The organism is Falsiroseomonas tokyonensis, assembly GCF_019024325.1.
GTDB lineage: Bacteria > Pseudomonadota > Alphaproteobacteria > Acetobacterales > Acetobacteraceae > Falsiroseomonas > Falsiroseomonas tokyonensis.
Genome location: NZ_JAFNJS010000007.1, coordinates 273,476 through 298,540 on the forward strand (window position 1 = coordinate 273,476; position 25,065 = coordinate 298,540).

General features: G+C 69.5%; 30 protein-coding genes. 12 read left to right on the forward strand and 18 right to left on the reverse strand.

Annotated elements, in window-relative coordinates; translation table 11 throughout:
• The first annotated feature begins 38 nt into the window (after window positions 1-38).
• Window positions 39-1,103, forward strand: a complete 1,065-nt coding sequence (locus tag J3S20_RS22645; protein WP_216838820.1) for a TIGR03032 family protein — start codon at window positions 39-41, stop codon at window positions 1,101-1,103.
• Window positions 1,104-1,455: 352 nt separating this feature from the next.
• On the opposite strand, the gene J3S20_RS22650 is transcribed toward J3S20_RS22645, so the two are convergent.
• Complete coding sequence (locus tag J3S20_RS22650; RefSeq protein WP_216838821.1) at window positions 1,456-2,406, reverse strand: LysR family transcriptional regulator; 951 nt, start codon at window positions 2,404-2,406, stop codon at window positions 1,456-1,458.
• A 99-nt stretch (window positions 2,407-2,505) separates the two neighbouring features.
• Between J3S20_RS22650 and J3S20_RS22655 the strand changes: the two genes are divergently transcribed.
• Entirely contained in the window at window positions 2,506-3,459 is a 954-nt protein-coding gene (locus J3S20_RS22655; protein ID WP_216838822.1) for a Bug family tripartite tricarboxylate transporter substrate binding protein, read from the forward strand.
• A 22-nt stretch (window positions 3,460-3,481) separates the two neighbouring features.
• On the opposite strand, the gene J3S20_RS22660 is transcribed toward J3S20_RS22655, so the two are convergent.
• Window positions 3,482-4,069, reverse strand: a complete 588-nt coding sequence (locus J3S20_RS22660) for a hypothetical protein (protein ID WP_216838823.1) — start codon at window positions 4,067-4,069, stop codon at window positions 3,482-3,484.
• Between the two features lie 517 nt (window positions 4,070-4,586).
• Here J3S20_RS22660 and J3S20_RS22665 point away from each other — a divergent pair.
• The 4 genes from J3S20_RS22665 to J3S20_RS22680 all read left to right on the forward strand — a co-directional run bounded on the left by J3S20_RS22665 (window position 4,587) and on the right by J3S20_RS22680 (window position 8,397).
• Window positions 4,587-5,408, forward strand: a complete 822-nt coding sequence (locus J3S20_RS22665) for a chromate resistance protein ChrB domain-containing protein (protein ID WP_246603160.1) — start codon at window positions 4,587-4,589, stop codon at window positions 5,406-5,408.
• Window positions 5,405-6,790, forward strand: coding sequence for a chromate efflux transporter (gene chrA / locus J3S20_RS22670; RefSeq protein ID WP_216838824.1), 1,386 nt, complete (start codon window positions 5,405-5,407; stop codon window positions 6,788-6,790). The genes J3S20_RS22665 and chrA overlap by 4 nt, the downstream gene beginning before the upstream one ends.
• A gap of 103 nt (window positions 6,791-6,893) precedes the next feature.
• Entirely contained in the window at window positions 6,894-8,078 is a 1,185-nt protein-coding gene (locus J3S20_RS22675) for an MFS transporter (protein ID WP_216838825.1), read from the forward strand.
• Window positions 8,079-8,124: 46 nt separating this feature from the next.
• Entirely contained in the window at window positions 8,125-8,397 is a 273-nt protein-coding gene (locus tag J3S20_RS22680) for a hypothetical protein (protein WP_216838826.1), read from the forward strand.
• A gap of 55 nt (window positions 8,398-8,452) precedes the next feature.
• Here J3S20_RS22680 and J3S20_RS22685 read toward each other — a convergent pair whose 3' ends face one another.
• From J3S20_RS22685 to J3S20_RS22720, 8 genes are all read right to left on the reverse strand, one after another.
• Window positions 8,453-10,294 (reverse strand): glycoside hydrolase family 55 protein, encoded by a 1,842-nt coding sequence (locus J3S20_RS22685; RefSeq protein ID WP_216838827.1) that lies wholly within the window; start codon window positions 10,292-10,294, stop codon window positions 8,453-8,455.
• A gap of 12 nt (window positions 10,295-10,306) precedes the next feature.
• Window positions 10,307-12,328 carry a phage tail protein gene (locus J3S20_RS30950; RefSeq protein WP_216838828.1) on the reverse strand — a complete coding sequence of 674 codons (2,022 nt, stop codon included), beginning with the start codon at window positions 12,326-12,328 and terminating at the stop codon, window positions 10,307-10,309.
• Entirely contained in the window at window positions 12,328-12,681 is a 354-nt protein-coding gene (locus J3S20_RS22695) for a DUF6950 family protein (RefSeq protein WP_343215278.1), read from the reverse strand. Before J3S20_RS22695 ends, J3S20_RS30950 begins: the two co-directional genes overlap by 1 nt.
• Entirely contained in the window at window positions 12,678-13,244 is a 567-nt protein-coding gene (locus J3S20_RS22700) for a hypothetical protein (RefSeq protein WP_132287612.1), read from the reverse strand. Before J3S20_RS22700 ends, J3S20_RS22695 begins: the two co-directional genes overlap by 4 nt.
• Window positions 13,245-13,246: 2 nt before the next feature.
• Window positions 13,247-13,933 carry a hypothetical protein gene (locus tag J3S20_RS22705; RefSeq protein ID WP_216838829.1) on the reverse strand — a complete coding sequence of 229 codons (687 nt, stop codon included), beginning with the start codon at window positions 13,931-13,933 and terminating at the stop codon, window positions 13,247-13,249.
• A gap of 16 nt (window positions 13,934-13,949) precedes the next feature.
• Entirely contained in the window at window positions 13,950-16,106 is a 2,157-nt protein-coding gene (locus J3S20_RS22710) for a tape measure protein (RefSeq protein ID WP_216838830.1), read from the reverse strand.
• A complete protein-coding gene (locus J3S20_RS22715; protein ID WP_216838831.1) occupies window positions 16,099-16,272 on the reverse strand; it encodes a hypothetical protein in 174 nt (57 codons plus the stop codon). The genes J3S20_RS22710 and J3S20_RS22715 overlap by 8 nt, the downstream gene beginning before the upstream one ends.
• Window positions 16,273-16,436: 164 nt before the next feature.
• Window positions 16,437-16,814 (reverse strand): hypothetical protein, encoded by a 378-nt coding sequence (locus tag J3S20_RS22720; RefSeq protein WP_216838832.1) that lies wholly within the window; start codon window positions 16,812-16,814, stop codon window positions 16,437-16,439.
• Between the two features lie 43 nt (window positions 16,815-16,857).
• On the opposite strand from J3S20_RS22720, the gene J3S20_RS22725 reads away from it, so the two are divergent.
• The 4 genes from J3S20_RS22725 to J3S20_RS22740 are packed head-to-tail and all read left to right on the forward strand — an operon-like array spanning window position 16,858 to window position 18,954.
• Window positions 16,858-17,151: a type II toxin-antitoxin system ParD family antitoxin gene (locus J3S20_RS22725; protein WP_246603161.1), complete on the forward strand. Its 294-nt coding sequence runs from the start codon at window positions 16,858-16,860 to the stop codon at window positions 17,149-17,151.
• Window positions 17,148-17,486: a type II toxin-antitoxin system RelE/ParE family toxin gene (locus J3S20_RS22730; protein WP_216838833.1), complete on the forward strand. Its 339-nt coding sequence runs from the start codon at window positions 17,148-17,150 to the stop codon at window positions 17,484-17,486. Before J3S20_RS22725 ends, J3S20_RS22730 begins: the two co-directional genes overlap by 4 nt.
• Before the next feature lie 56 nt (window positions 17,487-17,542).
• Window positions 17,543-18,034 (forward strand): hypothetical protein, encoded by a 492-nt coding sequence (locus tag J3S20_RS22735; RefSeq protein ID WP_216838834.1) that lies wholly within the window; start codon window positions 17,543-17,545, stop codon window positions 18,032-18,034.
• 41 nt (window positions 18,035-18,075) lie between these two features.
• A complete protein-coding gene (locus J3S20_RS22740; RefSeq protein ID WP_216838835.1) occupies window positions 18,076-18,954 on the forward strand; it encodes an HNH endonuclease in 879 nt (292 codons plus the stop codon).
• A gap of 103 nt (window positions 18,955-19,057) precedes the next feature.
• Here the strand turns inward: J3S20_RS22740 and J3S20_RS22745 are convergent, their stop codons facing one another.
• From J3S20_RS22745 to J3S20_RS22775, 7 genes are read right to left on the reverse strand one after another with little or no spacing between them, the layout of a single operon-like run.
• The gene (locus tag J3S20_RS22745; protein ID WP_216838836.1) at window positions 19,058-20,011 is read right to left on the reverse strand and encodes a phage tail tube protein; all 954 of its coding nucleotides are present in this window, start codon (window positions 20,009-20,011) and stop codon (window positions 19,058-19,060) included.
• Between the two features lie 21 nt (window positions 20,012-20,032).
• On the reverse strand, window positions 20,033-20,479 hold the full coding sequence (locus tag J3S20_RS22750) for a hypothetical protein (RefSeq protein WP_216838837.1): 447 nt from the start codon (window positions 20,477-20,479) through the stop codon (window positions 20,033-20,035).
• Window positions 20,476-21,201: a DUF6441 family protein gene (locus tag J3S20_RS22755; RefSeq protein ID WP_216838838.1), complete on the reverse strand. Its 726-nt coding sequence runs from the start codon at window positions 21,199-21,201 to the stop codon at window positions 20,476-20,478. Before J3S20_RS22755 ends, J3S20_RS22750 begins: the two co-directional genes overlap by 4 nt.
• A 3-nt stretch (window positions 21,202-21,204) precedes the next feature.
• Window positions 21,205-21,504, reverse strand: a complete 300-nt coding sequence (locus J3S20_RS22760) for a hypothetical protein (protein ID WP_092963389.1) — start codon at window positions 21,502-21,504, stop codon at window positions 21,205-21,207.
• A 10-nt stretch (window positions 21,505-21,514) separates the two neighbouring features.
• Window positions 21,515-21,823 (reverse strand): head-tail joining protein, encoded by a 309-nt coding sequence (locus J3S20_RS22765; protein WP_343215279.1) that lies wholly within the window; start codon window positions 21,821-21,823, stop codon window positions 21,515-21,517.
• Window positions 21,820-22,458: a structural protein gene (locus J3S20_RS22770; RefSeq protein ID WP_216838839.1), complete on the reverse strand. Its 639-nt coding sequence runs from the start codon at window positions 22,456-22,458 to the stop codon at window positions 21,820-21,822. Before J3S20_RS22770 ends, J3S20_RS22765 begins: the two co-directional genes overlap by 4 nt.
• The gene (locus J3S20_RS22775; protein WP_246603162.1) at window positions 22,455-22,892 is read right to left on the reverse strand and encodes a DUF2190 family protein; all 438 of its coding nucleotides are present in this window, start codon (window positions 22,890-22,892) and stop codon (window positions 22,455-22,457) included. Before J3S20_RS22775 ends, J3S20_RS22770 begins: the two co-directional genes overlap by 4 nt.
• Before the next feature lie 17 nt (window positions 22,893-22,909).
• On the opposite strand from J3S20_RS22775, the gene J3S20_RS22780 reads away from it, so the two are divergent.
• Window positions 22,910-23,152, forward strand: a complete 243-nt coding sequence (locus J3S20_RS22780) for a type II toxin-antitoxin system Phd/YefM family antitoxin (RefSeq protein ID WP_216838840.1) — start codon at window positions 22,910-22,912, stop codon at window positions 23,150-23,152.
• Between the two features lies 1 nt (window position 23,153).
• Window positions 23,154-23,573: a PIN domain-containing protein gene (locus J3S20_RS22785; RefSeq protein WP_216838841.1), complete on the forward strand. Its 420-nt coding sequence runs from the start codon at window positions 23,154-23,156 to the stop codon at window positions 23,571-23,573.
• Between the two features lie 21 nt (window positions 23,574-23,594).
• On the opposite strand, the gene J3S20_RS22790 is transcribed toward J3S20_RS22785, so the two are convergent.
• Window positions 23,595-25,065: Mu-like prophage major head subunit gpT family protein (locus tag J3S20_RS22790; RefSeq protein ID WP_216838842.1), on the reverse strand; the 1,471-nt coding region annotated here is incomplete at its 5' end.

Genomic DNA, 25,065 nt, shown 5'->3' on the forward strand with positions numbered 1-25,065 from the left:
TCGTCGCAGACCGCCCGCCCGCTGGCCGCTGCCTCGGCATGAGCGCCCCCACCGCCGCCCCGTTGGGCCCGCTCATGCTCACCTCCCAGGGTTTCGCCGGCTGGCTGGCGGAGGCGGGGCTGAGCCTAGCGCTCACCACCTACCAGGCCGGGCGGCTGATCTTCCTGGGACTCAAGCCCGATGGCAGCTTGCGCGCGCATGAACGCCTGATCGAACAATGCCAGGGCCTCTGGACCGATGGCGACACGCTCTGGGTCAGCGGCAAGGCGATGCTCTGGCGCTTCGCCAATGATCTCCCGCCCGGCATGGGCACCGCGCAGGGCGCCGACCGCCGCTTTGTTCCGCGTGAAGCGCGCGTCACCGGCCGCATCGACATGCACGATATCGGCATGGGCACCATGGCGGACATGGCGGCGCCAGGGCCGATCTTCGTCAACACGCTGTATTCGTGCCTTGCAGCGGTCAGCGAGACTGCGAGCTTCCGCCCGCTCTGGCGCCCGCCCTTCATCAGCGCGCTGGTGCCCGAGGATCGCTGCCACCTGAATGGCCTGGCCATGGATGGCGACCGCCCCGCCTTCGTTACCGCCATCAGTCGCAGCGATGTGGCCGATAGCTGGCGCGAACGCCGCACGGATGGCGGCGTGGTGCTGGATGTGGCGAGCGGGGAGGTGGTAGCCAGCGGCCTGTCCATGCCGCATTCGCCCCGGCTCCGCGATGGCCGGCTCTGGATGCTCAATTCCGGCCGTGGTGAGCTTGGCGTGGTGAGCCCGGCCGATGGCCGTTTCACGCCGGTCTGCTTCTGCCCGGGGTATGCACGGGGGCTGGCCTTCATCGGGCGTTGGGCGGTGGTCGGGCTGTCACGGCCACGCGGCAACCAGACCTTCGAGGGCCTGCCCCTTGGGCGGCTGTTGGCCGAGAAGGACGCGGCGCCGCGCTGCGGGCTGCTGGTGGTGGACACCCAGACCGGCCAGATCGCGCAGTGGATGCGCTTCGAGCACACGATCGACGAACTCTACGACGTTGCCGTGCTGCCCCGCGTGCGGCAGGCGGAGGCGATCGGCTTCAAGGGCGACGAGATAGAGCGAGCGGTCAGCGTGGAGTAGGGCGCGCGGGTTGCAAGCTCGCCGTACCGAAGTGTTCGCTGTGGAAGTAACGATTTTGGGCAATTGTGGTTTGAACCAAGGCGAGTTTCGACCGCCCTGAAACCGGCCATTTACCTGGGTTTCTAAGTTCCGTACTAGAAACGTCCAAGTCGGGAGGACCGGAGAGAAAATGCCTCCGGAGAGCGATTTTCGGCCGTATCCGCGTCGAGCCGTCATCAGATCTGCCGCGAAACCCCCAGGAAACCCGCCACTCAGCAGGCCCGACGGTCTGACGGAGAGCACGGTTTGTACGGGAACTGGCGGAGAGGGTGCGATTCGGCACGGGCGATTGCTGGGTGCCGTTAGACGCGCCTCACCGGCTGAAAGCAGTTGGCGATCCCGCTTCCACCTCACGCGGTGCGCGTCGGATTTGGAGATGCCCCAGGAGCGCCTGCACCCTCGCTGGCCGTAACCGATCGCGTGAATACACCGCATACAGTGATGGTCCGTCGAAGCGGCAGTGCGACAGTACGCGGACAAGTTGGCCGGCTGCGAGTTGCGGTTCGATCAGCATCAGGGGCAGTCGTGTCACGCCGAGCGCCGCCAACGCCCAATCCCGCACCTGAATGGCCGAGGAGGTGCGCACACGGCAAGTCAGCGCGACCTGATGACGCTTGCCGCCCTCGTCTGTCAGCAACAGCGTCTGGCGTTCCCCGCCGAACCCGGCATAGCCAATCCAGGCGTGGCGGCCGAGGTCGTCAACCTGGCGCAGCGAGCCACCCGCGCCAGCGAGGTAGGCGGGAGCAGCGCAAAGGACGCCCTCAAACGTCCCAATACGGCGGGCCACCAGCCCCAGTTCAGCGCCCCGCAACCAACCGAAGCGGAACGCAACATCAATTCCCTCCTGCCGCGGATCGACGATACGGTCGGTCGCCGCGATGTCGAGCCGTAGGGCGGGATGTTGCGCCAGGAAGGACGCAAGCAGCGGCACCAACACTGCATCGGCCATGCCGACAGGACAGGAGATGCGAAGTGTTCCGGCGAGGGCGCCCTCATCTCCCCGCGCAGCGGCGAGGGCAGCTTCTGCCTCAGCGCGGAGACGGCGACCGGCTTCGAGCAGGCGCTCACCCGCGGGTGTCGGCCGGGTGCCGCGGCTCGAACGGATCAGAAGGCGCGCGCCGACCTGCGCCTCAAGTGCCCCGATGCGGGCGCTGACCGAGGACTTGGCCGTGCCCAACGCGGCTGCCGCGGCACTGATGCCGCCAGTTGTCACAACGCGCTCAAGCAGCGCGAGGTCACCAAAGAGGGTGTCGCGGATTGTCATCGTTCGATTTGGCAGAACGAAGCGTCCTGAATCAAGAACGCCAGGGCAAGCGGCGCCTGTCTATCCTCCCCGGCGAACCCAGTGCTGGAGCCTGATGTCATGAACCTCCCCCGCCGTGCGTTGCCGGGGCTTTTTGCTTTCGGTTTGCCCGTAATCGCGCGGGCCGAGGCCTTCCCGGCCCGCCCGGTCCGGCTGGTTACGCCTGTCCCTTCCGGCGTTGGCGCGGAAGCTACGATTCGGCTCTTTGCCGACGGCTTGTCGCGCCGCTGGGGGCAGCCAGTCACGGTGGAGAATCGGCCAGGCGGGGACGGCGTGATCGCGGCCATGGCCTTCCTGGGCCTCCAGGACAATCACAAGCTTTTGCTTTCCTTTGCCGGTCTCTTCACCGTGAATCCGGCCACCATCCCGAACCTGCCATACCGCACGGAGCAGTTCGCTTCTGTTTCCACCGTCGCCATCGACCACATTGCCGTCGTTGCCAGCCCTGCTCTACAGGCCGCCAACCTGGCGGATGCGGTGAGGCTGGCTCGCGCGGGAGCCGGAACGTTGACCTGGGCATCCTCTCCGGGCGGCATCGCCATCGCCTTCGCAGCGTTCGCAGCCGAACAGGGCATCAGTCTAACTCGCGTGCAGTACCGCGCCGTTCCCGACATGCTGAATGACCTTGGCGAGGGGCGGATACAGCTTGCCGTCATGCCGCTAGCCACCGCATTGCCGCAGGCACGAGGAGGCCGCCTGAAGCTGCTGGCCGTGACGAACTCGACCCGCTCCGCTGCCGCTCCAGACCTCGCGACTGCCGCTGAGCAGGGTTTCCCGAAATACGAGTTTGAGGGTTTCGTCGGCGTCTTCGCCGATGCCCGCCAGCCGGCAACGGTGCGCCGAGCACTGGAAGAAGCGACCCGGGCGATTGTGTCTGACGACGCATTTGCCAGCCGCGTGCGCACCGCGGGGCAGACACCGTTTGCCGGCGGGGCTGCCGATCTTCATGCACGCATCATCGCTCAGGGAGGGCTGGTCGAAGCTGGCCTGCGCCACCTCCCCCCAGGAGGGTAGTCGAATGCGGCAGCACTATCGTTCACTTGTCGCGGCGGTTCGCCCCTTCGCGCTGATCTTGTTGCTGGCCGAGCCCGCAGGGGCGGGTGAGGGAGCGGCGGAGCCGTTCGAGGAGACTGAGCTGTTCGAAGTCGCGGGGGCGGTCGGAACCCTGGTGCTTCCCGCTGGCGCGCCAGACCGGCGGACCCCGGCTGTCGTGATCCTGCACGGAAATGACCGGTCCGATAGCCGCGCCAGCCTCGACACGGACCAGCTTCTGGGTGCCGGCTTCTCGGTGCTGGAGGTGGCGCACTCGCCGGGCGACAGCCTGCAGGCGGTGCTCGCTGCCCTGGCGCTGCACCCCCGCGTAGCGGGGCAGCCGCTGGTCCTTCTCGGCTTCGGTGCGGTCGCCAGGCTTGTGGCGGGACGGCATGGGCTCACTGCCGCACAGGCCCTGCTGTATCCGGGTTGCGACCGGATTGCGACGGCCGTGACGCCGGGTGAGGCGGTGCTGACCATTCACGGCGCGGCCCACGCTGCGGACGAAATACGCGCCTGCGCCATGTTGGGCCGAGCCATGGGAGTTTCCGGTGTCGCTCGGCACCTCAGGGATCTGCAGGGCGCCGATCACGCCCGGGACCGGCATGGGTTTGCCGGAGAGGGCGACGGTGTTCCTCTACTTCGCCATCAAGGAGGTTCTGTTCGAGGCCGCGCTGCGCTCCCGCCGCGCCCGGGTCCTTGACGGTGTGAAGGCGGGGTTAGCCGCTTGTCGCGGCCCGGCAACTGCCTTGCTGCGGATGCGGGTTGGGAATCTGCATACAGGCACCGACGGGTGGCGTGCGGCCGGTCACGAACGGCCCCTCGCATGTCTCTCCGCGGACGTGATGGCCTCCGGAGGGGCTGCGCGAACAAGAGCGAATAGCAGCGTAGCCATGCGAACCTGGACGAATCTGGCGGAGGAAGTGCGACTCGGTACAGGCGGTCTCTAGGCTGGAGCCTTGGAGAATGGTGTGCCCGGCCGCTTGACGCACCCAACTTCCATCATCCATCTTTAGTCCAAGGGGAGCTTCGCGATCGCCCCGTGAGGCTTCGGCCCAAGTATCGCGTCCAGAGCTCCGGTGCCCCGTCACCGCAAGGAGTGGACGCTCATGCCCAGCCCAGACACGATCACTGTTCCCCAGCTCGCTCGCCTCATGGGTCTCCCCGAGGCCCCGACCATCATCGATGTTCGAACCGATGAGGACTTCGCTCGGGACCCGCGGCTCCTGCCTGCCAGCCTGCGCCGCGACTACCGCAACGTCACAACCTGGGCTGATGCTTTCACCGGCCGCTCCAGCGTGATCGTCTGCCAACGCGGGATGAAGCTCAGTCAGGGCGTTGCCGCGTGGATCCGCCTCAAGGGCGGCCGTGCTGAGGTCTTGGAGGGTGGTTTCGAGGCATGGTCCGGCGCAGCCGAAGTGCCCCTGATCCGGCCCGATCATTTGCCGCCACGGGACGCAGAGGGAAGGACTGTCTGGGTCACCCGCGCCCGTCCGAAGATCGATCGCATTGCCTGCCCCTGGCTGATCCGCCGCTTCATCGACCCCGGCGCCGCCTTCCTCTTCGTCGCCCCATCGGACGTACCCGCAGTCGCGGAGCGTTTTGGTGCCACGCCTTTCGACATCGAAGGCGTATTCTGGAGCCATCGGGGGCCGCTCTGTACTTTCGACGTCATGATCGAGGAGTTCGGCCTGCGCTCCGAGGCTCTGGCGCGTCTAGCCTTGATCGTCCGCGGAGCGGACACTGCCGCGCTCGATCTGGCACCGGAGGCTGCGGGACTGCTGGCAGCGTCGCTCGGCCTGTCGCGCATGTTCCGTGACGATCTCGCGCAGCTCGACGCGGCGATGCCGCTCTACGACGCCTTCTTCCGTTGGGCCCGTGATGCCACGGCGGAGACCCACAACTGGCCCACCCCCGGAGCCCGGGCATGAGCGAAGTACGAACGACCCCCAGCGAGGCAGCGGCGGCGGCGGCCGAGGCCCGCCTTCCCAGCTTCGCGGCGGCGCTGCGCGTGTGGCTGAAGATCGGCCTGCTATCCTTCGGCGGGCCTGCCGGGCAGATCGCCCTGCTGCACCGGGAGGTGGTGGATGACCGCCACTGGATCGGCGAGCGCCGTTTCCTCCAGGCTCTGAACTTCTGCACGCTGCTGCCGGGCCCCGAGGCGCAGCAGCTTGCAACCTATCTCGGCTGGATCATGCACGGCGTGAAGGGTGGGCTCGCCGCCGGGCTGCTGTTCATCTTGCCCGGTGCCGCGGTCATGCTGGTGCTGTCGGTGATCTACGCGACGCTCGGTGACGTGCCGCTGATCGCCGCGCTGTTCTTCGGACTGAAATGCGCGGTGCTGGTGCTGGTGGTCGAGGCGCTGGTGCGCATTGGGCGGCGTGCCTTGAAGGGCCGGGCCGCCTGGGTGCTGGCGGCAGCTGCCTTCGTCGCGTTGTTCTTCCTCAACCTGCCTTTTCCGGCCGTGGTCCTCGCCGCCGGCATCATCGGCTATCTGGCGCCCGGCCATTTCTCAGCTGGTAGTCACGGCCAAGCCAAGGGCGATGCGGTGGCGCTGATCGACGCCGTGCTGGCGGCTGACCCAGGGCGGCCGGCGCGGCTTGCGGCGGAGGCCCGCAAGGCGGGTATGGTGGCGCTGGCGCTGTGGCTCGTGCCGGTCGCCGTGCTGATGGCGATGGTTGGCGGAACCTACGCCGACATCGCCTGGTTCTTCTCTAAGATGGCGGTGGTGACGGTGGGTGGCGCTTATGCGGTGCTCGCCTATGTCGCGCAGGACGCGGTGCAGGCCTATGGCTGGCTGTCTGCCACGGAGATGTTGGCCGGCCTCGGCCTCGCCGAGACCACGCCGGGGCCGCTCATCCTGGTGCTGCAGTTTGTGGGGTTCCTGGCTGGTTTCCGCGCGCCGGAGGGGTTGAGCGGCCTGGGTGGCGGCATCATTGCCTCCGGGCTCGTGCTGTGGGTGACCTTCGCACCGTGCTTCGCCTTCGTCTTCCTCGGCGCGCCGGTCATCGAGAAGCTGCAGGACAACAAGGCGCTGTCGGGCGCGCTCGCCGCCATCACCGCCGCAGTCGTCGGCGTGGTCGCGAACCTAGCCGTCTGGTTTGGGCTGCGCGTGCTGTTCCGAGACCTGGTGGATGTTCGATTCGGTCCGGTGGCCGTTAGCCTGCCGCTGCCGACCAGTCTCGATCTTGCGGCGCTGGCGCTCGCCATCCTGGCGGCGGTTGCACTGTTCCGGCTGAAGCAGGGCGTCCTGCGCACCCTCGGCATTACTGCCGCTGCTGGCGTCGTCCTGCATCTGCTGCAGTTGCTGTGACGAGGCTGGCGGAGCGTGCAAAGCTCATCGCCGCCCCGGTGGTCGGCGTGTTGCAGCCTACCACTCCATGACCTCACTTCCGGAGCACGAAGCCAGACCCGCCATGCGCCGGATCCTTTGGGCGCGTGGCTTCCGCGATTTTGGCGACGGCCTGGTCGCCGTGCTGCTGCCGGCGTGGTTCCTGGCGCTGGGCTATGGCGCGGCGGAGATCGGTGCCGTCTCGACCTTGGCGCTACTTGGATCGGCGCTGATGACGCTGGGAGTGGGTCTGCTGGGCGCGCGCGCCGACCCGCGTGTGCTGCTACTGCTGGCCGCCGGGCTGATGACCGCGACAGGCCTCGGCTTCGTCTTCGCGACCGGCCTCGCCATGCTGATGGCTATCGCCCTGGTTGGCACCATCAACCCCTCGGCTGGCAGCGTGAGCATCTTCGCGCCGCTGGAACAGACGATGCTGACGCGAGCCGCGCAGGACGGCACGCGCACCGCCGTCTTCGCGCGCTACAGCTTCGTGGGCTCCTTCGCCGCCGCCGGCGGCGCACTGGCTGCAGGCGGGGCGGATGGCCTCGTCGCACTCGGCCTGGGCGAACTGACGGCATTTCGTTCTGCCTTCCTGCTCTACGCCGTGCTCGGCGTTGCCTGCTGGCTGGGCTATCGCGCGTTGCCGCGCCTGCCGCCCGAGGCGCGACAGGCCGCCCATGCACCGCTCGGCCCCTCGCGGGGGATCGTCCTCAAGCTGGCGGCCCTGTTCAGCGTGGACAGCTTCGCCGGCGGCCTTGCCGTTCAGGCGCTGCTGGCGCTGTGGCTTTTCGAGCGCTTCGACCTATCGCTGGCGCAGGCGGGCCTGTTCTTCTTCTGGACGGGGGTGCTTTCGGCTTTCTCGTTTCCGGTCGCGGCCTGGCTAGCCGGGCGGATTGGGTTGATCAACACCATGGTCTTCACCCACATCCCGTCCAGCCTTTGCCTGATCGCGGCGATGTTCGCGCCCGGCATCGAGTGGGCGCTGGGGCTCCTGCTGCTCCGCTCGGCGCTGTCGCAGATGGATGTGCCGACACGGACCTCCTACGTCATGGCGGTGGTGACGCCGCCTGAGCGCACCGCGGCGGCCAGTTTCACCGCCGTTCCGCGCAGCTTAGCGGCGGCGGCGGGCCCCGCCATTGCCGGAGCGATCTTCGCGGCCGGGTGGCAGGCGACGCCCTTCATCATCTGCGGCGTGCTTAAGATCGGCTACGATCTAGCGCTGCTGTGGGCCTTCCGCCACATCCGCCCCCCGGAGGAAATGCGGGGATGAGGGGATATGCTTGTGCCGGCACATGGCCCGGCGGCTAGCAAAGGACATGTTCAGCCCGCTCACCATCCTGACCTATCTCTGTCTCTTCGCGGCCCAGGTGCTGTCCATGCTGGGGACCGGCCTGGCGACCGTAGCCCTGGGGCTGGTTGCGGCGATGGTGCTTTGGCCGAGGCCTGATGTGGAGGAGATCGAGCACCTCCATGCTCGGCTTCCGCCTAGGCATGCGCATCTGGGTGATGCTCGACCCGATCCAACAGGATCGATCCGTCACAGCCATGCCTTCGTGATTGATGAGCTCCACCGGCGCTGGCCCCGCTAGAATCGGGCGCGATGCGCTGAAGGGTCAGAGGCGGCCACTCCTCGATCGTGGATGGTTATGGGATTCGCCGCTTTACGATCTCAACCGATAGCGTCGCCGCTGCCAGATCGAACGTCGCCGCGGAGATGTTCCGCGCCATCACCCGCACTGTGTTGTTCGACCACACTGCAGCGTCGAGCTCGATAAACCGCGTGGACGACACCAGCGATGCCGTCGCCATGTCGCCGGCGCGTGCCCCGTTCACCGTGACGTCGAGCAGCGCGGTTGCCCCGGGTGCCAGGCTGGGCAGATCCCAGGAAACCTCCGCCGCGAATTCCCGCCGCCCCGAGCCGAACAGCGCCCCGGTCAACAGCGGCGTGCCATTCAGCACCGCGGGTGCGGCCTCCGGCAGCCCGTAGAGCCGCAGGGATTGCAGGTCGATCGGACCGTCGAACCCGATCACCCCCACCTGCGCGTAGGCCACGGACGCACCGACGCGGATGGTCTGCCGCCGATTGAAGTTGGCGTCGTCCATCGGCGCACCGGCATTCCACCCCTTTGCCGGCCCGTTCCACTGCATCGTGGTGATGGAGGCGAGCACATCGCCCGCGATGTCTTCGCGCACGTTCCCCGCCCCATCGAACACGCGCACGAACAGCCGCCCGCCCGAGGCGCCGCTCGTCAGCCAATGCGCCAGCGCGAACTCCTTCGCCTGGGAGGTATCGAGCATCCACCCCAGTCCACGGTTTGCTGCCAGCGTCACCGCGCGATCGGTCGGCGCGACATCCGCCAGCCCGTTGAAGCAGAAATCCGCCATGAAGGTCGCGGTGGTGGTCGAGGTGGCGATGGTGATCAGCCCCTCCACGCCGATCTCCGTTGCCGACTGCCGGAATGCCGCGGCCCGGGTGTTCGGCACCCCCGCGAGAAAGCGCTGGAAGCGCGACGCCGGCGCGCGGTGCCGGTTGATCACCGCATTGCCGCAGCGGTTGGCCGTCGCGGTGTAGTCGATACCCACCAGGTAGGTGTTGGTCCAGGCGATGTCGTATTCGCAGTCCTGCGCCCCGGCGGTGTGGCGGGCGGCCAGCGGCGAGCAGGCCTCCATGCGCATGTTGCGCGCGATGATGGCGGAGCCCGAGGTCTCGTTCAGGAAGGGGATGGCGATGTTGCTGCCGGCCTGGCGCAGCTCGAAGTTCGGCGCGTCGAAGACGTGACGGTTGTGGTTGGTATAGGCGCCGGGCTCATTCCCGAAGCGCACGCCGAAGCGGTCCTGCGCGGCGTTCACCCCCGTCGCCTGGGCGAAGTGCCCACCGTAGTAGCGGATCGAGGTGTTCCAGGCGGTGGCGGTGGCGCACCAGATGTCGAGGCCGATGCGGTTGTTGACGATGCGCCCCAGCGTGAAGGTGCTGTCCTCCACGCCGCGGCCATCGCCCAGCGTGCGCATGCCGATGGTGAAGCCCTCCACCCGGCGGAGCTCGATCTGGCTGGCATCGACGTTGCGCACGGTGATGCCGATATCGGCCTCGGAGGACCAGTCGGACTGCGTCTGCCGAATGACGTTCAGGCCGGTGTAGAGCTTCTCGGCGTTCCGGATGGTGCCGCCATCGCCGAGCACGAGCACGGAGGTGGGCGCCGTGCCGGTGTAGCGGATGGTGCCCTGCATGATCAGCCCGCGCGCGCCACCCGGCAGCGTCACGGTGCCGGAGACGTTCCAGGTGCCTGGCGGGATCATCGCGAATTTCTGGTCCGCCCCGGCACGATCGAAGGCGGCCTGGATGGAGGTGCGATCATCGGCCACTCCATCGCCCAGCCCGCCGAAGTCATTCGGCAGCACCGCCTCACGATCGCGCAGGTACTTCGCGAAGTCGCTCTTGTTGAGATTGGCGTTGAGGACCAGCAAGTCATCGATGCGCGCCGGCATAGCGTTCTCCGATCAGAGGGCAGTGGCGGTGACCGGGCCGGTGAAGGCGGAGACGTTGCCCTCGGCCGAGACGCTGCGGAGCCAGTACCAGCGGGCTTGGCCGGTGGTGAGCCCGGTGCGGTCCCAGGGCAGTGCAGTCGGCTCGCTGGCGAGCTTCACGGCCGCGGACAGGCTGGCGCTGCTCGCCTCGAACACCTGCAGCCGGACGGCGTCCGCGGGAAAGCCGCCCGACAGGCGCACGCCGCCGGTGATGCCGGTCGCGGCCAGGCCTGACGCGACGGCCGGCACCAGCGCCTCGCGCCAGCCCGAGACTGCCCCGCTGCGCGCCTGCGCCCGCACGCGAAAGGCGGTCGGCTCGGCGGTCGGGATGGCGACGGCGGTGGCGCCGAAGCCCCCTGCGTAGCCCTGCCACACGGCGACCGAGGTGGGGCGGAACTCGATCTCGTAGCCGGCGAGATAGGCAGAGCCGACTGCCGACCAGGAGACGGCGATCGCCGTGAAGGTCGTCCCAAGCGGCGTCTCCACCTGGATCGAAGCCGGCGCGGCAATCACGCCCGGGTTTGGCAGCACCACGGACGGGTTCTGCCCTGTCGCGCGCTCATCCGTCGCCGGGTTCCACGCCCAGACGGCGGGGTCCTCCTCGGCCAGTTGCAGGTTCACCCCACCATCCGGCGCCAGGGCCCAGCCCGTCACCCGCGCCGGGAATGGGGTGAGCCGTTCCAGCGCGACCGTCACCCCATCCCAGGGCCGCAGGCGCAGCGCCGAGAGATTGGCCTGCATCGCCACCTCGCGCTGGCGCCGGTTGCGCTCCAGCTCGATTTTCATCAGCCGCTGCACCGTCGCCGCGGAGGTGGTGAGCGGGAACTCCATGTCCCGGTAGATCGCCTCGCCGCCATCCTCGGTGACATAGTTGCTGGCGAGTAGCGGTGGCGCATCGGTCGGCTGCCAGGCCGCGGCGGGCTCGACATAGACGGCACGCACCCCGTTGAAGAGATCCCGCCGGGGACGCGAGCCGACGATGGTGACATCGCCGCGCAAATCGTCGGAGGTGAGTGTCGCGGCCGGCAGCGCTGGTGCACCCGCATGGATGTAGAAGCGCCCCCCGCTCACCACCAGCGCGCCCGCCATGGCGGCGACCAGCTTGCGGGTGATGGCAATCTTGCCCTCGCCGAGTGTGACGGCCCCGTTGACGGTGTAGCGCCGCTCGGCGGTGCCATCGCGCCGGCCCATGATCTCGTCGCAGATGTTGGCCGCGGCCATCAGCGCTGGCAGGTCGATATCGGCCCACGCGGCGCGCCACCCAAAAGGCGAGGTCAGGTACCAGGCCAGGCAGAGTGCCGGATTGTCGGACCAACCGGTGGCGCCGGTGCGCGGATCGAGGATGGTGTCCGCGCCCTCCACGATGGCGGAGAGGCTGGGCGCGCCGGAGGGGAAGGCCTCGGGCCGCAGCTTGAGGCGCACAGCGAGATAGGCGCGCCCCTGGCCGCGATGGGCTGCGGTCCATTGGCCGCCGGTATCCGCGACCAGATTGGCATTGGCCACCTGCCCGGGATCACCCAGCGCCCGGTCGATGCGCAGCAGGCCGGCGAACTTCGCGTCGGTGGAGGCGGTTCCGTTGAGGAACACCTCGCCGATGGCGCGGACGCGATGGGCGGCCAGGACCACGACGACATGCAGGAAGCCGTCGGCGCGGCCCTCATCGTCGGTAGCGGAATGCAGGAACACCACGGGGCCGGAGGTGCGGCAGCGGCCGAAGACGATCTGGTGCTCGGTGATGGGCTGGCGGAAGGACTGGGTGCGGCCGGCGCCGGGCGTGCGGGGATCGAAGCCGGAGCCGGGACCGGTGTCGGTGCCTGGCGTGAAGTTGGCGCTACGGGCGGCGGAGGGCGACTTGGGGCGGAAGACGGCGGCACCCACGGCGGAGACCACCAGGGCCGCGCCGGCGGCAGCCACGGCGCCCAGGACGCCGCCACCAATGACGGCGGAGGCGGCGGCACCTGCCGCGGCGGCGATGAAGGGGATGGCGACGGGCATCAGCCAACCCTCCAGGCGATGGTGCAGGCGGTGGTGGGGAGGCGCAGGAGCCCCGCGGGACCGACGAAGGCGGCGCGGCCTGCGTCCAGCACCACGCCGAGGCGGTCGGGGTCGGTGGCGAGCACCACGTCACCCGCGCGCGCGAAGGGGACCGACACGCGCGGGTAGCCGGCCGTGTCCGCCATCGCGGGGAGCGTGGGTCGGTGCTGCCACGCCGGCTGTTGGCCCGTGCAGGCGACCACCGCCGCCATGGCGAAGCGCCCGCAGTTCCAGCGCACCGCATCGAAGGGCCGATGCTCGGCTGCCGTGATCAGCGCCGCCAGCCGCTGCGGCCAGTCGGGCAGCCGGATCACTGGATCGGCAGTCGGATCTCCGCCTCCTGCAGGGCGGGGACGAACTCGAAGAAGCGATCCCCGGGATATTCGGCCTGCTGGTCGGCGTCCGTGTAGCGCCGCACCTCGGCGCGCTCGAGGTCCACCAGCCGGCTCTCACAGGCCAGCGCCACGGAGGGCTCCGCGCCGTCCGTGACCTCCATCGTGTCCATCAGCCCGGCCCAGAGAGGGAACGGGTCCGCCACAAAGGCCCCCTGCGCATCGAGCAGCGCGCCCCACAGCGTGACCGGCCGCAGCCGGTAGCTGCGCTCGGCGAGTGCGATATCCACCACCTCCTGCGGCACCGGCGACAGCGCGAGCGTCAGGCGGACGGCTCGCAGCTCCACCGTCTCCTCGACATCCGAGATGGCGCCGATGCTGCCAGCGCCCTCGAACACCTTCCCCGCCCAATCCAGCGGGCCGAGCCCGGTCCAGACGCGAAAGGGGCCGGTGGCGAAGTCGAGCTCGACCAGCACCACCGGCGTGGCGATCGGCGCGGTAGCGGCGGCGGCCGCCTGATTGCTGAGGCGTGGGGTGCCGGACATGACTACAGCGCCTCCTCCATGCGGATGGTGACGGCGGCGAAGGGCCCGGGCCGCGTCGGGTTCGCCGCCTCGTCGTCCGACACCAGCCGCATCGGTACGCTCGGCAGGGACAGGATCAGCGGCTCGCCCACCACGACCGCGGCGCGCAGCGGTGGCGCGATGGCGATGGTGGCGGTGCCAGCCCCGGAGGCGGCGACCGCGGCGGTGGCGATGTAGAGCCGCCCGCCCAGCCCGATGTAGTCGCCGGCGCCGACCGCCACCGTGCTGGGCCACCAGCCCTGCGTCACGATGGACAGCGCGCCGCGGGGGGCACCCGCCGCCAGTGACGGATTGCCAGAGCCGACGACCAGCCCGGTCCCGTCGGTGAAGATGGTGGCGTCGGAGAAGCTGTAGGGCCCGGTCGGCACATCGCCCTGGCTGCGCGGATCGCCGGTGCGGTATTCCCGCCGCCAGTCCCAGATGCGGACCGTATTGGCCGAGCCGGCCAGTGCGGCCAGCAGCCCGTCCATCACGCCCGCCTGCACGCGGCCCAACGGTTCGAAGCTCGCCTCGGCCACCCAGCGCGCGCCCTCCCGCCGCAGCACCTGCGTGGCGCGGGTCACGGGCGAGACAAAGCGCAAGGTGTTGTGCTGCAGGTAGAAGCTCAGCCGCGACGGGCGCAGCACGCTGGGCCAGGCGTATTCCGTCATGATGCCCTCCTGGGCCCTATCCCCGCACGATGGAGGTGGCGCTGCCGCCGCGGCGAATGGCGTCGAGCGTGGCCGCGCTGGCCTGGCGCACGATCTGCGCCGAGAGCACGCGCAGCCGCGCCTCGACGCCGGCATCGGCGCCGCGCGCATCGATGGTGATGCTTTGGTTGATCACCGGGCCGCCTGGCGCCATGCCATTGGGCAGCACCGTGCCGCTGCGGTTCGGCACGAACCATTCGGGCCCGCGCTCGCCCACGATGTAGGGCTGGCCACCCGCCACCGGCCCGCCCTCGGCGCGGAACAGGCCGCCCAGCGCCGAGCCGAGCCCCGAGAAGATCGAGCCGAAATCAAAGCCGGCCAGGCTGGAGGTCACCGCCGTGCCGAGCGGCTCGGTGATGGTGCGCCGGACGACGATGCGGGCGATGTCCTGCAGGATGCCCTGCAGCACCTTCGAGAAGCTTTCGCCCTTGATGATCGCGTCCTCGAAGGCGGAGGAGAAGGTCAGGCCGAGTTCGCGCGCCGTGTTGCTGGTGCGCTCCGTGGCCTGCTGCACGCGCTGCTGGCTGCGTTCCAGCTCCTCCAGCGCGGCATTGGCCTCGCGCGAGACGGTCTCGTCCGGGATGGGCTGGCCGATGCGCTCCGAGCGCTCCACCAGCCGGCCGAGGGTTTCGAGACGCCGGGTGTACCGCTCCTGGGCGTTCTCGTTGTTCTGGATCAGCCGCTCGCGCTCGCGGATGATATCGTTGATCTCGCGCTCGGCCTCGCGGTCGGGGCGCGGGATCGCGGCCACGCGACGCGTGGTGCCCTCGATGCGGCGCAGGGCCTCGTCGCGTTCCCGGAGGGCCAGCGTTTCCAGCTGGGTGCGATCGGCGGCGGTGATGCCGCCGGCGGCCTCGGCCTCGCGCAGGCGGCGGACGCGGTCCTCGTACTCGCTGTTGATGCGAAAGCGGTCGTCCAGCGCCTTGCGCAGCTCCTCCGCATCCGCGGCGGTGCGGCGGCGGCGGGCCTCGGCGGCCTGGGCGGCGGCGCCCTCCTGCTCGGTGCGCTGGCGCTCGCCGGCGGCCGCCTCCCCGCGGGTGATCTCCTCCGACAGCTCCTGGTACTGCCGGCGCAGCTCCTCCAGCCGCGCGGCTCGGTCGATGCCGGCCTGCTGTTGGGCGGCGCCGACCAGCCCGCCGCTGATCGAACCGCGCCGGGGCTGGGAACGCAGGCTGTCGCGGCCGTCGTTCTCCGCCTCGAGGCGGGCGATCTGGGCGCGCAGGGCCTCGGCCTGGGCGCGGCGGTCGGCCTCCTGCTCGCTGGGCAGCAGCAGGCCGGAGCCGCGGCGCACCCCGTCCAGCACGCGGGCGGCGCCGGAGAGCGCACGCGCCAGCGCGTTGGACAGACCGATGGCCTGGTCGAGCCGCGCCAGGAATTGGTCGGCCGCGGCCGTCAGCTGGCCGAAGGCGCGGCCGACCGAGAGCGGCGCGCGCTCGAACTCGCCATTCAGCCGTTCGACGGCGCGCAGCAGCGCCGGGAACACCGTGTCGGCGGTGAGCTTGCCCTCGGAGCCGAGCTTGCGGAGCTCGCCGATGGAGACGCCGAGCTCGCGGGCCAGAGCCTGCGCCAATGCCGGCAGGCCTTCCAGGATCGAGCGTAGCTCATCGCCCTGCAGCGTGCCGGAGGCCAACGCTTGGGCGAGCTGCTGCGTGCTGGAGGCGATCTCCTGCTGGCTGGCGCCCGACGCGATGGCGATGCGCTGGAGGCCGCCGACCAGCGTGGCGACCTGATCGGAGGTGGCGCCGATCTCCCGCGCGGCGATCGAGAAGCGGGCGAAGGCGTCGACGCTCTCGCGGGCCGCGACGCCGGTCTGCAGGCTGTCGCGGTAGAGGCGGTCGTAGATCTCGCCGGCACGCTCGACCGAGCCCAGCGCCGTGTTGAGCCGCCCCATGGACTGGGTGAGCGCGTCCCCGGCGACGACCACGGCGCGCAGCCCGGCGGCGAGGCCGGCGATCTGCACGCCGCGGACCGCGACATCGAGCAGGTCGAGCGCGCGGGAGGCACGATCGGCGCCGCCCTGGATCCGCTCCAGGCTGCGCTGGCCGGTCTCGCCGACCTCGCGCAGCTCCTGCTTGACGCGGGCAGCGTCGTCCAGCGACAGGCGGACAGAAACGCGGCGGGTGGCGTCAGCCATGCGTCACGCCTCCTGCGTCGGTGGAGTTGTCGGGGCGGCGAGAGGCGCTGCCGGCCGCGAGGCCCATGCGCATGGCGAGCAGGAGTTCGGCCGCGGCCCAGCCAGAGGCGCCCATCTCGCGGGCAGTGGCGAGCGCCGCCGGCATGTCGAGGTCGAGGCCGGCCATCGTCGCCGTGGCGCAGGTGGTGCCGGCGGCCCAGGCTGCGGCGCCCTCGATACTGGCCGGCGCGTGCGCGGCGTAGGGACAGGCCAGGCCGCAGTCGCGATCGAGAGCCGCGCAGCCTCGGCAATAGTCAGGGCCCTGGCCGAAGTGCCATTCGGCTCGAGCCCTTAGCCGTTTCCCTCCAGCGCCACGGCGGCGACCGGGCCTGTGGCGCGGTCCCAGAAGGCGGCGGCCATCTCGTCCATGTCCATCAGGCGCTCGACGGCCTCGGGAGAGAGCGGCAGCGGCTTGCCGGCGGCGTCGCCGACGCCCTCCCAGGCCGTGACGGCGTGGCGTGCCAGCGCCTTGACCAGGAAGGCAAAGGCCAGGCCGCGGGCCATGTCGGGGTCGAGGTCGGCCTCCGCTGTCCGCAGCGCGCCGAGACGGCGGGCGGAGCCGGCCTGGGCGGCGGCCATCACGGCGGTGGTGACGGGGCGGATTTCCACGCGCACGCCGCGCGGCAGGTCGAGCCAGTACGGCTCAACCGGGAGGTCGAGGGTCAGCATGCGGAGTTCCCCTGTGTGGTGGGTCTTGACCCTGCGGCCGCCGATGGCCAAGTTGGCCATGCGCGCCGAGGGAGAGTGTTTCGTGCCAAATGTCAGCCTCACGCCGGAGCAGCAGAGCTTCATCGACACCCGCGTGGCCTCGGGCCGGTTCACCAGCGCCAGCGAGGTCATGCGTCATGCGCTCCGCCTGATGCAGGAGGCCGAGGAACGCCGTGAGCGGTTCGTCGCCATGCTGTGCGACGTCAGCGAGCGGGCGGACCATGAAGGCACCCTCTCCGCCGAAGATGTAGATGCTGAACTGAAGGCGGTGATCGCCGCTGCCAAGCAGCGCGTTTGAGTCGCGCCCGAAGGCCGGCCGCGGCGAGGTTCACGCGCGAGGCGCTGGCTGACCTCCGCACTGCGGTGGGATGGATCAGCCGCGACGACCCAGCAGCAGCAGATCGACTGCGCATCACGGCGAACGAGGCGGCGAAGGCAATCGGCGAACATCCGATGATTGGGCCCGTCCGCACTGAATTCGCGCCCGAGCGATTCCGCTTTTTTGTGCTGAGGCGTTTCCCCTATCTGATCGTCTACGAGCCGGACCAGAATCCCCCGCGTATTCTGCGGGTCGTTCATGCATCGCAAGACCTCGCTGTCCTGCTGGCTGATCTCTCTGGCGAGGATGGCTGATCACGCGAGCGCGGTTGCGGCTTGCTGGTCGGAAAATCAACAGTGGAAGAAACGCGGTGGCACAGAGCCTGGACGACGCCAAATTTCAGAAAGCCCTGGCCGCCATCGGAGCGTCGGGGAGCGCTGATTCGGTGCGCGCAATCATGCGCAACGCCAAAGCGCAGTTGGCGGCCGGCCAATTAGGCCAACCGCAGGCAGAGGCCATGCAACGTGCGGGATTGCGCCGATTGGCCGAGCTGGCTGGCCAGGATGCAGATGACCCGCTTGCTCGGCGATGGATTGAAGGGATCGCTGCCTTCGAGGCGCTCACTGGAAAGCGCGCCAGCAGGACGCGTCCAATGCTTGAGCGCCATGGTGCACAGCTTGCCTTTGAAAAATTGGTCGATCGAACATCCGGAACATCCGGTTTCGAGCAGATGATCGAAGCGGGGCTGCACGATATGACCGCCGAGTGGATCGTGCTCGAGTTCAAAGACATCTTCGACGAGCGCATTCGCAGCTTGGCCGAGCAAAGGCTCTCCTCCGCCGGTGTCGAGATGCGTCCCTGAACCTGTCGCCAGCACTGCCGGCTGCCAGTGAGGAAACTAGAATGGAATTGTGGGAGTACGATCTGGACAAGCATGAACAGCAACGCATTCCCACACCGGGCCGCTGCATCTACTGCCTGGGTACGGAGAACCTGACCGACGAGCACATCATCCCGTTTGCGCTCGGCGGAAATACTGTCATCTTCGAAGATGCTGCCTGCAAGTCATGCGCCGAAAGAATTCAGCCATATGAGCAGGAAGTCCTTCGTAAACAGCTGGGTGTCTTCCGCATTCAGGTGGACGCTCCCAGCCGAACCAAACCGAAAAACCGCCCTACCCACACCAGTTTACACTTCTTGGAGGTGAACGACCGCGGCGAAGTCATTCGGGACCTAGGGGAGCGAAGCTATCGCATTGCAGACGCACCGCTTGCCTTAAATCTCTGGCAGCTTCCAGAGGCGCGCATGATGAGGCTCAACGCAGAACCCGGCGACGATCACGGCAAACCATGGACCTATTGCGATGAAGGCACGGCAAGCAAACTGGCACGTCGCGTCGCGGAGGAGACTGGAAGCCTTCACGTGGCAGTCAAGGTTGGGGCCGTTAACCGCGACCACTTTCTCCGTTTCCTGGCGAAGACTGCCCACGCATTCGCAGTGTCGCGCTTGGGCCTAGATGGATTTCAACCTTTCTTGACAGAAGCCATACTCAACGAGAGCCACGACCTATCCAAGTACGTGGGCGGCGGGCCGCAGGACGCACCGCATGAAGTTGACCCTGCAACCACGACGCTGCTCACGCTGGGTCAGGTAGCAGATGGGCCCGGAAACGGCCTCCACGCTGTGCGGTTGCAGTTCTATCCCCAGCTTGGCTCGCCTGCCTACGTTGTGGTGGTGGGCGAACCGTTGCCGACTGATAAACGTCCGTCTTCCGGCCGTTAGCTTTGAAGATCAGACGGCGTGGACGTGCCCATAGTGACATCGCATCCTGCAGTGGGACAGCCGCTTGCCTCACAAAGCCAACTATCGCTACCGACGGTCAAGCTCACGCGTATTCCGTCCCGGCCTGCTGGTTCCGCAGCACCGCCGTCATCATGCGCGTCGCGGTCGCATTGAACGCAGCTCGGAAATCGAAGCTCGCCTCCACGCCGGCTGGCCCCTCGATCGGCGTCTTGGCCAGCGCGAGATAGACCTCGTGCAGCGTGATGGTCAGGCTGCGGTTGGCGTCGATGGTGAAGGCCAGCGCGAACTCTGCCGCGGTGCCGGCCTGCGCCTGGGCCAGCAGCGTCGTGTTCTCAAAGCGCACGGTGATCTGACCCGTGCAGCGCGCGATGCCAGGGTCCACGCCCTCGACGCGCCGATCGGCGCGGATGGTGCGCACCGCCTCCATTCCGTTAGCAAAGGTGAGCCGCGCTCCGGTGACCTGCGCCAGCGCCGAGCCGCTGCGGGTGATGGATCCCTGTGCCTTGTTGAAAGCGGTGTACGCGGCGCTTGTCGGCGTGCCGCCTGACGTCGCGCCGGTGCGCACCGAGCCCTGTCCCAGCAGCCCGAAGGTGGCCGTCGCCGCGCCGGTCGGGGTGAAGTCCAGTTCCAGCGTGTCGGCGCGCACGCCCGTGCACACGTCGAAGGACGGCACGTCCGGATAACCGATCTCCATCGCGTTGCTCGGCAGCGAGGCCGCGCCCGACGCGAAGGTGTGGATGAAGTTCGTGGTGCCGGTGGTGGTGGGCGCGCCGAGCAGCAGCCGCAGCCAGTGGCCGATGTTGATCAGGTCGACCGGCACCACCGCCTGGCCAGCGACCGTAACCGTGTCCAGGAAGGGCGCCGCCGGATCCCGGTTGCTGCCGACCCCGATGACATCGGCATCGAGCAGCGGCTGCTCGGCGCCGAGATCGCAGGACAGAAACGGCATGCGCCGCCAGTTGCTGCCCGGCGCGGTGCCGTAGACGGTTTCGGGCAGCATGAGCAGGCGGCAGTTCGCGCCGATGGCACGGGGCATAGGCGTTCTCCTGGAGGGGGATCAGGCCAGCGGCGAGCCGGCGACAGTGAACCAGAGGGTCACGGGGACAGCAGCGGCGCGGGCCGCGGCAGCGCCCTCGAACTCGACATCGTCGAAGGACGCGCTGCCGGGCTGTGCCCATTCGACAGAGCCGCCGAGCGTGCGGTTGGCAGCGATGGCCGCGGCCACATCCACCAGCAGCGCGTCGAGCAGGGTGTTGCGCGCAGTCGGCGTGGCGCTGGCGACGGTGATTTCGACCTCGGCGCGATGCTCGACTTGCCAGGCGAGCGGCGAGAGGATCGGCGTCTCCTCCACCGTCTCGCCGTCACGGACCACGACCAGTCCACCGGCGGGGATGCGCTGCGGGATGGTCTCGCCGCGCAGCACGGTCGGCGCCGGGTTCCGAACGGCCAGGGACGTGACCAGCTGGCTGTGCAGCGCCGCGATGGCAGTCTCGCGCGCGCTCACGCTGCCCTCCCGCTCTCGCGTTCCCAGGCCGCCACGAAGCGCCCCGGCAGGCGGCGCAGCCCGCGCTCGGCCGCGCCGCGCACGTCGAGCCGCTTGGCGAGCTTTACCTGCGGCAGCAGCAGGAACATCGGCACCATCCCCTGTTCCAGCAGGCCGCGCGCCCAGGCTTCGCGCCCCTTGCGGTTGGCGGTGCCGACTTCTGTCACACCGCCCGCCACCAGCCGGGTGCGTCGCCGCCGGCCCGTCTGCTCGCCCTGCCGCAGCGGCAGGCACCAGACGAAGCCCCGACCGGACTTGAAGGGCCGGAGGAAGGCCTGCCCGGAGGCGACCATCTGCGCGGGCGTGACCCGCATGCCCTTCTCGCCGCGGCCCCTGCGCCCGCGTGCGGCGTTGAAGCCGGTCGGGATCGCCAGGAACTTGCCGCCACCCTTGGCGCGGATCAGCGCGCCGCGCTCGAAGGCGTCAATGACGTTGGGCACCTTCGTAAAGACCAGCCCCGCCGGCCGCAGTGACTGCCCGGACCGCGGGAAAATCATCGACCGCCAGGCATTGGCGATGCCACGCGCGTTGCCGGAGAAGGCGGTGGTGACCTGCCGGCGTAGCTCGGCCTTCACCTGCTCCGTCTCGGCGCGGATGGCGGTCATGGCCGCGCGCTCACCCGCCTTCACCTCATCGGCCAGCACCTTGCGAAGATCGCCGACGATGGCGGCACCGAGGCGCATGACTCAGCGCCCACCGAATTTGCGGCTGAGAATGCGCAGCAGCAGGTCGTGCAGCGCGGCATAGCCCAGCGTCCCGGCCAGCCAGGCCACGGCAAACAGCCACCAGCCATCGAGCTCGAAGGCATGGGCGATCAGCCAGGCGCCGGTGCCCAGGCTGCCGCCCGCCAGCGCGTGCAGCAGATAGGCGCGGGTCAGGAGCGGCCGGTCGGTGGAGGAGAAGCGCGCCATCGCGCCGAGCGCACCGAGGGCGCCGGCGAGCAGCGCCTCGCCGACAATGCCGCCGATGCGCTCCGGGTCGATCATGGTGGTGCTCCTATCGGCGGCAGAAGACGCGCCAGGCGATGCCGGCAGCGTCGCGCTCGGCGTGCTGGACGGTCAGGGTGTCGGCGCCGAGGGTGAAGGTGTCGTCGGCGTCCACGGCTGGCAGCACGGCGATGGCCACCGTCAGCACGTCGCTCGCCTGGATGACACTGGTGCCGAAGGCATCGCCGAGCCGGTCCGGTGCTGAGCGGACCACACGCAGGGGAACTGGCGCGCCGGTGCCACCGGCCCGGTAGAGTGCATCCGCACCGATGTTCGGATCAGCGGCCAACGCCTCCATGGCCGCGGCGAAGGCGCTCACGCTGGCCGCCGCAGCCGCCAGGCGAGGACGCCCACCACCGCCGCCACGATGACCGCGATGGCGACGGCCGGCGCCAGGGTGCCGAGCGCCTGGATCGCCGGCGCGGCCTGCGCCACGGCGGTGGCGATACCCGCCGCGCCCACCAGCACGGCACCGCGACCGGTGCCGGTGATGGCGGCCACCTCGCGCAGGGTCACCGGCGCGGCCGGGGGGACGCCCGCGAGGGTCAGTGCGCGATCGATCACCGCGGCCGGATAGGAAAGCCCGGCGCATTCATGGTGGATGATGGCCTCCACAAGCGGGCGCAGGTGCTCGTGCCGATGGAGGTCGATCGCATCATCCGGCCCGACCCCGATCCGCCGCGCGACCACCGCGATGTATGCGGCGGTGTCGTTCTCCACCTTGGGCGCCCAACGCTCGATGATCGCCCGCGGCGTGCGCAGCTTATGCCGGTCCTGATAGGTGACCAGCAGCGCCGCCAGCGCGCGGATGCCGAGTTCATGGCTGGTGAAGCGGCAGAAGCGCCCATCCGACGGCGGCTCGGCCAGCCCCTGCCATTTGTTGGCCGAGACGTGCTCGATGTTGCCCGGGTTGCGGTTGCGATAGCCCCGCGTGGCCTTCGGATCGATACTCACGTGCCGAGCGCCGGAACGCGCAGCAGCACGGCGCGGACGGTGGTGTCCGCCGCGAGCGCCGCCACCGTGGCGAGGCCCACCTGGAAATTGCCGGTGGCGGTGGTGGTGAGGCGCCGGTTCGTGTTGTCCCAGAAGACCCGGGCGCCGGCGGTGATGGCGAGCGCCGGCTCCTTGGTGATGTCGAAGACGCCCTTGGTCTGGCATTCAATGACGGCGTTCTGCACGCCATCGACGGCGGCCACGCCGAAGAGCGCGCCGACCAGGACGCCCTGGCCGGAGGTGACGCCGCCCGCGTAGGGGACGGCGAGTGCCAGGCTGTCGCCCGGCTGCACATAGTTTCGCATCGGGATGAGGTCTCCAGTGATGGTGGGGGTGGCGGGAGCCCAGACGCAGCAGCCGAGGCCCGGCATCGGGGGTTGCGTGAAGTAGTGCATTTCACTATTATCGAGAGATGGACACCGCCATCTCCGCCGCTGACGCCAACCGCGCCTTCTCCCGCCTGCTCCGCGAGGTCAGGGAGGAAGGCCGTAGCTTCGTCGTGACCGCCCACGGCAAGCCCGTGGCGCGGCTCGTGCCCTGCGATGCCGCCGATGCCGCACGCGGCGCGGCGAGAGCCGAATTGCTGGCCCGGCTCTCCGCGCAGCCCGTGGTCGATGTCGGCCGCTGGAGCCGCGACGATCTGTACGAGCGCTGAGATGCGTCTGGCGCTCGATACCAATGTCCTGGCCTACGCCGAGGGCGTGAACGGCGAGGATCGGCGCGCCACCGCGCTCGATATCCTGCGTGGATTCGACGGTGCGGATGTGCTGGTCCCCGCACAGGCACTCGGCGAGCTGTTCGTCGTGCTGACACGCAAGGCCCGGCGTGAACCTGCCGATGCCCGTACCGCGGTCCTGGCTTGGTCCGACAGCTATCCGGTGATCGGCACCACGCCGGCGGTGATGGTGGAGGCGATGGAGATCGCCACCACACATCGTCTGGCGCTGTGGGATTCGGTGATGCTGGCGGCGGCTGCGCAGGCCGACTGCCGAATGCTGCTCTCCGAGGACATGCAGCACGGGTTCACCTGGCGTGGCGTGACGGTCCACAACCCCTTCGCCACCACCAAGCTGTGACGGTGGCGAGGGGATGCTGGATCAGGTGCCCGGGTTGAACCAGGCGCCGCGCCAGTCGATGGCGCCCACGCCGAAGTCGAAGATCACGCTGACCTCGACGCCGTCAACGCCCTGGACATTGCCCGTGGTGACTTGCGGCCCCTCGGCGCCGTTCAGGTAGCCGTAGACGTAGACCGGAGCCGCCATCGGATCCGAGAACAGGTACCAGCGGTTGGCAGGGATCAGCGGCTCGACCAGCGGCTGCACGAAGCCCGCATAGACGTTGGCGTTGCTGGTCTGGGTCGCCTGGACGGAAACGGTGAGCTGCCGCGCTGCCAGTTCCTGGTTCGGCCCGACCAGCAGGCGCATCTGCGCGCCGACCGCGATCGGCAGGCCGTCGAGGGTCTTCTGGCGCATCACCGCGGCACGGCCCAGCGCCAGGTTCGGCAGGTCGAGCGCGGTGCCCGCGCCGGCCTTATTGGCGCGTGCCGCCGCCGTGCCGAACACGGCGGCCGCACCGGCGGTGAGCGTGGGGCCGTCGCCGCCCGCGCTGTTTACCAACGCATAGGCCGTCGCATTCTCGAAGTCCGCGACACGCCGGCCGATCATGCTGGCGAAGTCAGTGAAGGCGCCGAGGTCGTCATTCACCAGCATCTGCCGCGTGACGCGGATGCGCCGGGCGAAGGTCTGCAGGAACACCAGCTCCTGGCTCTCGGACATGGTGCCGGCCTGGACCTCGCCATTCTCCGACAGCGGCAGCAGCGTCGGGAAGTCGCCCACGCGCAGGTGCCGATGCGGCTTGAAGTCCCGAAAATCGCGGCGGAGGAACAGCGTGCGGTAGGTGGGCGCGGCCGGGGCGTAGGCGGCCAGCAGCATCTTGTTGGCCGCGGCCGAGAGCAGCGCCGGGAAGTCGGAGGTGGTGTGGAAGGCGCGCTCGGCGAGGATGGTCGGGTTGCGCGGGACGTTCCGCTCGCCGCGGGCGCGGAGCAGCTCGCCAATCATGTCGGAGGGGCGCCAGCCCAGGAACTCGGTGTGGCGGCCGGTCGCCGGCGCCTGGTAGCCGGGCATGGTGCGGGCGGCGAGCGCCTCGGCCATGGCGTCCAGGATCTGTGACGGGTCCTCGTTGGAGGGGCCGGTGTCGGGGCGCGCCGGCAGGGACGGGCGCGCGGCGCCACCGGTGAAGGCCTCCCACAGCCGGCCGCGCAGCACCTCCGGGGAGACGCGGTCGCGGATGGCGGCCTCGCGCATGGTATCGAGCATGTCGGGGGTCACCAGGCCGCGGGCGGCGGCCAGCACCGGCTCATAGGCGGCAATGCGCTCGACGGCGGCGCGGTCCGCCTCGGCGCGGATGGCGTCCAGGTCGGGCGCCGGCGGCGCGGCGCGCGTGGGCTCGGGCGGGGCGGTGGTGGTCACGGGGATCTCCTGGGGCGGGATGGTGGGCGGCGCGGGCGGCGCCGGCGCGGGATCCGGCGAAGCCGGCGTCGTCTCGGGCATGGGTGGTTCCTCGGGGATG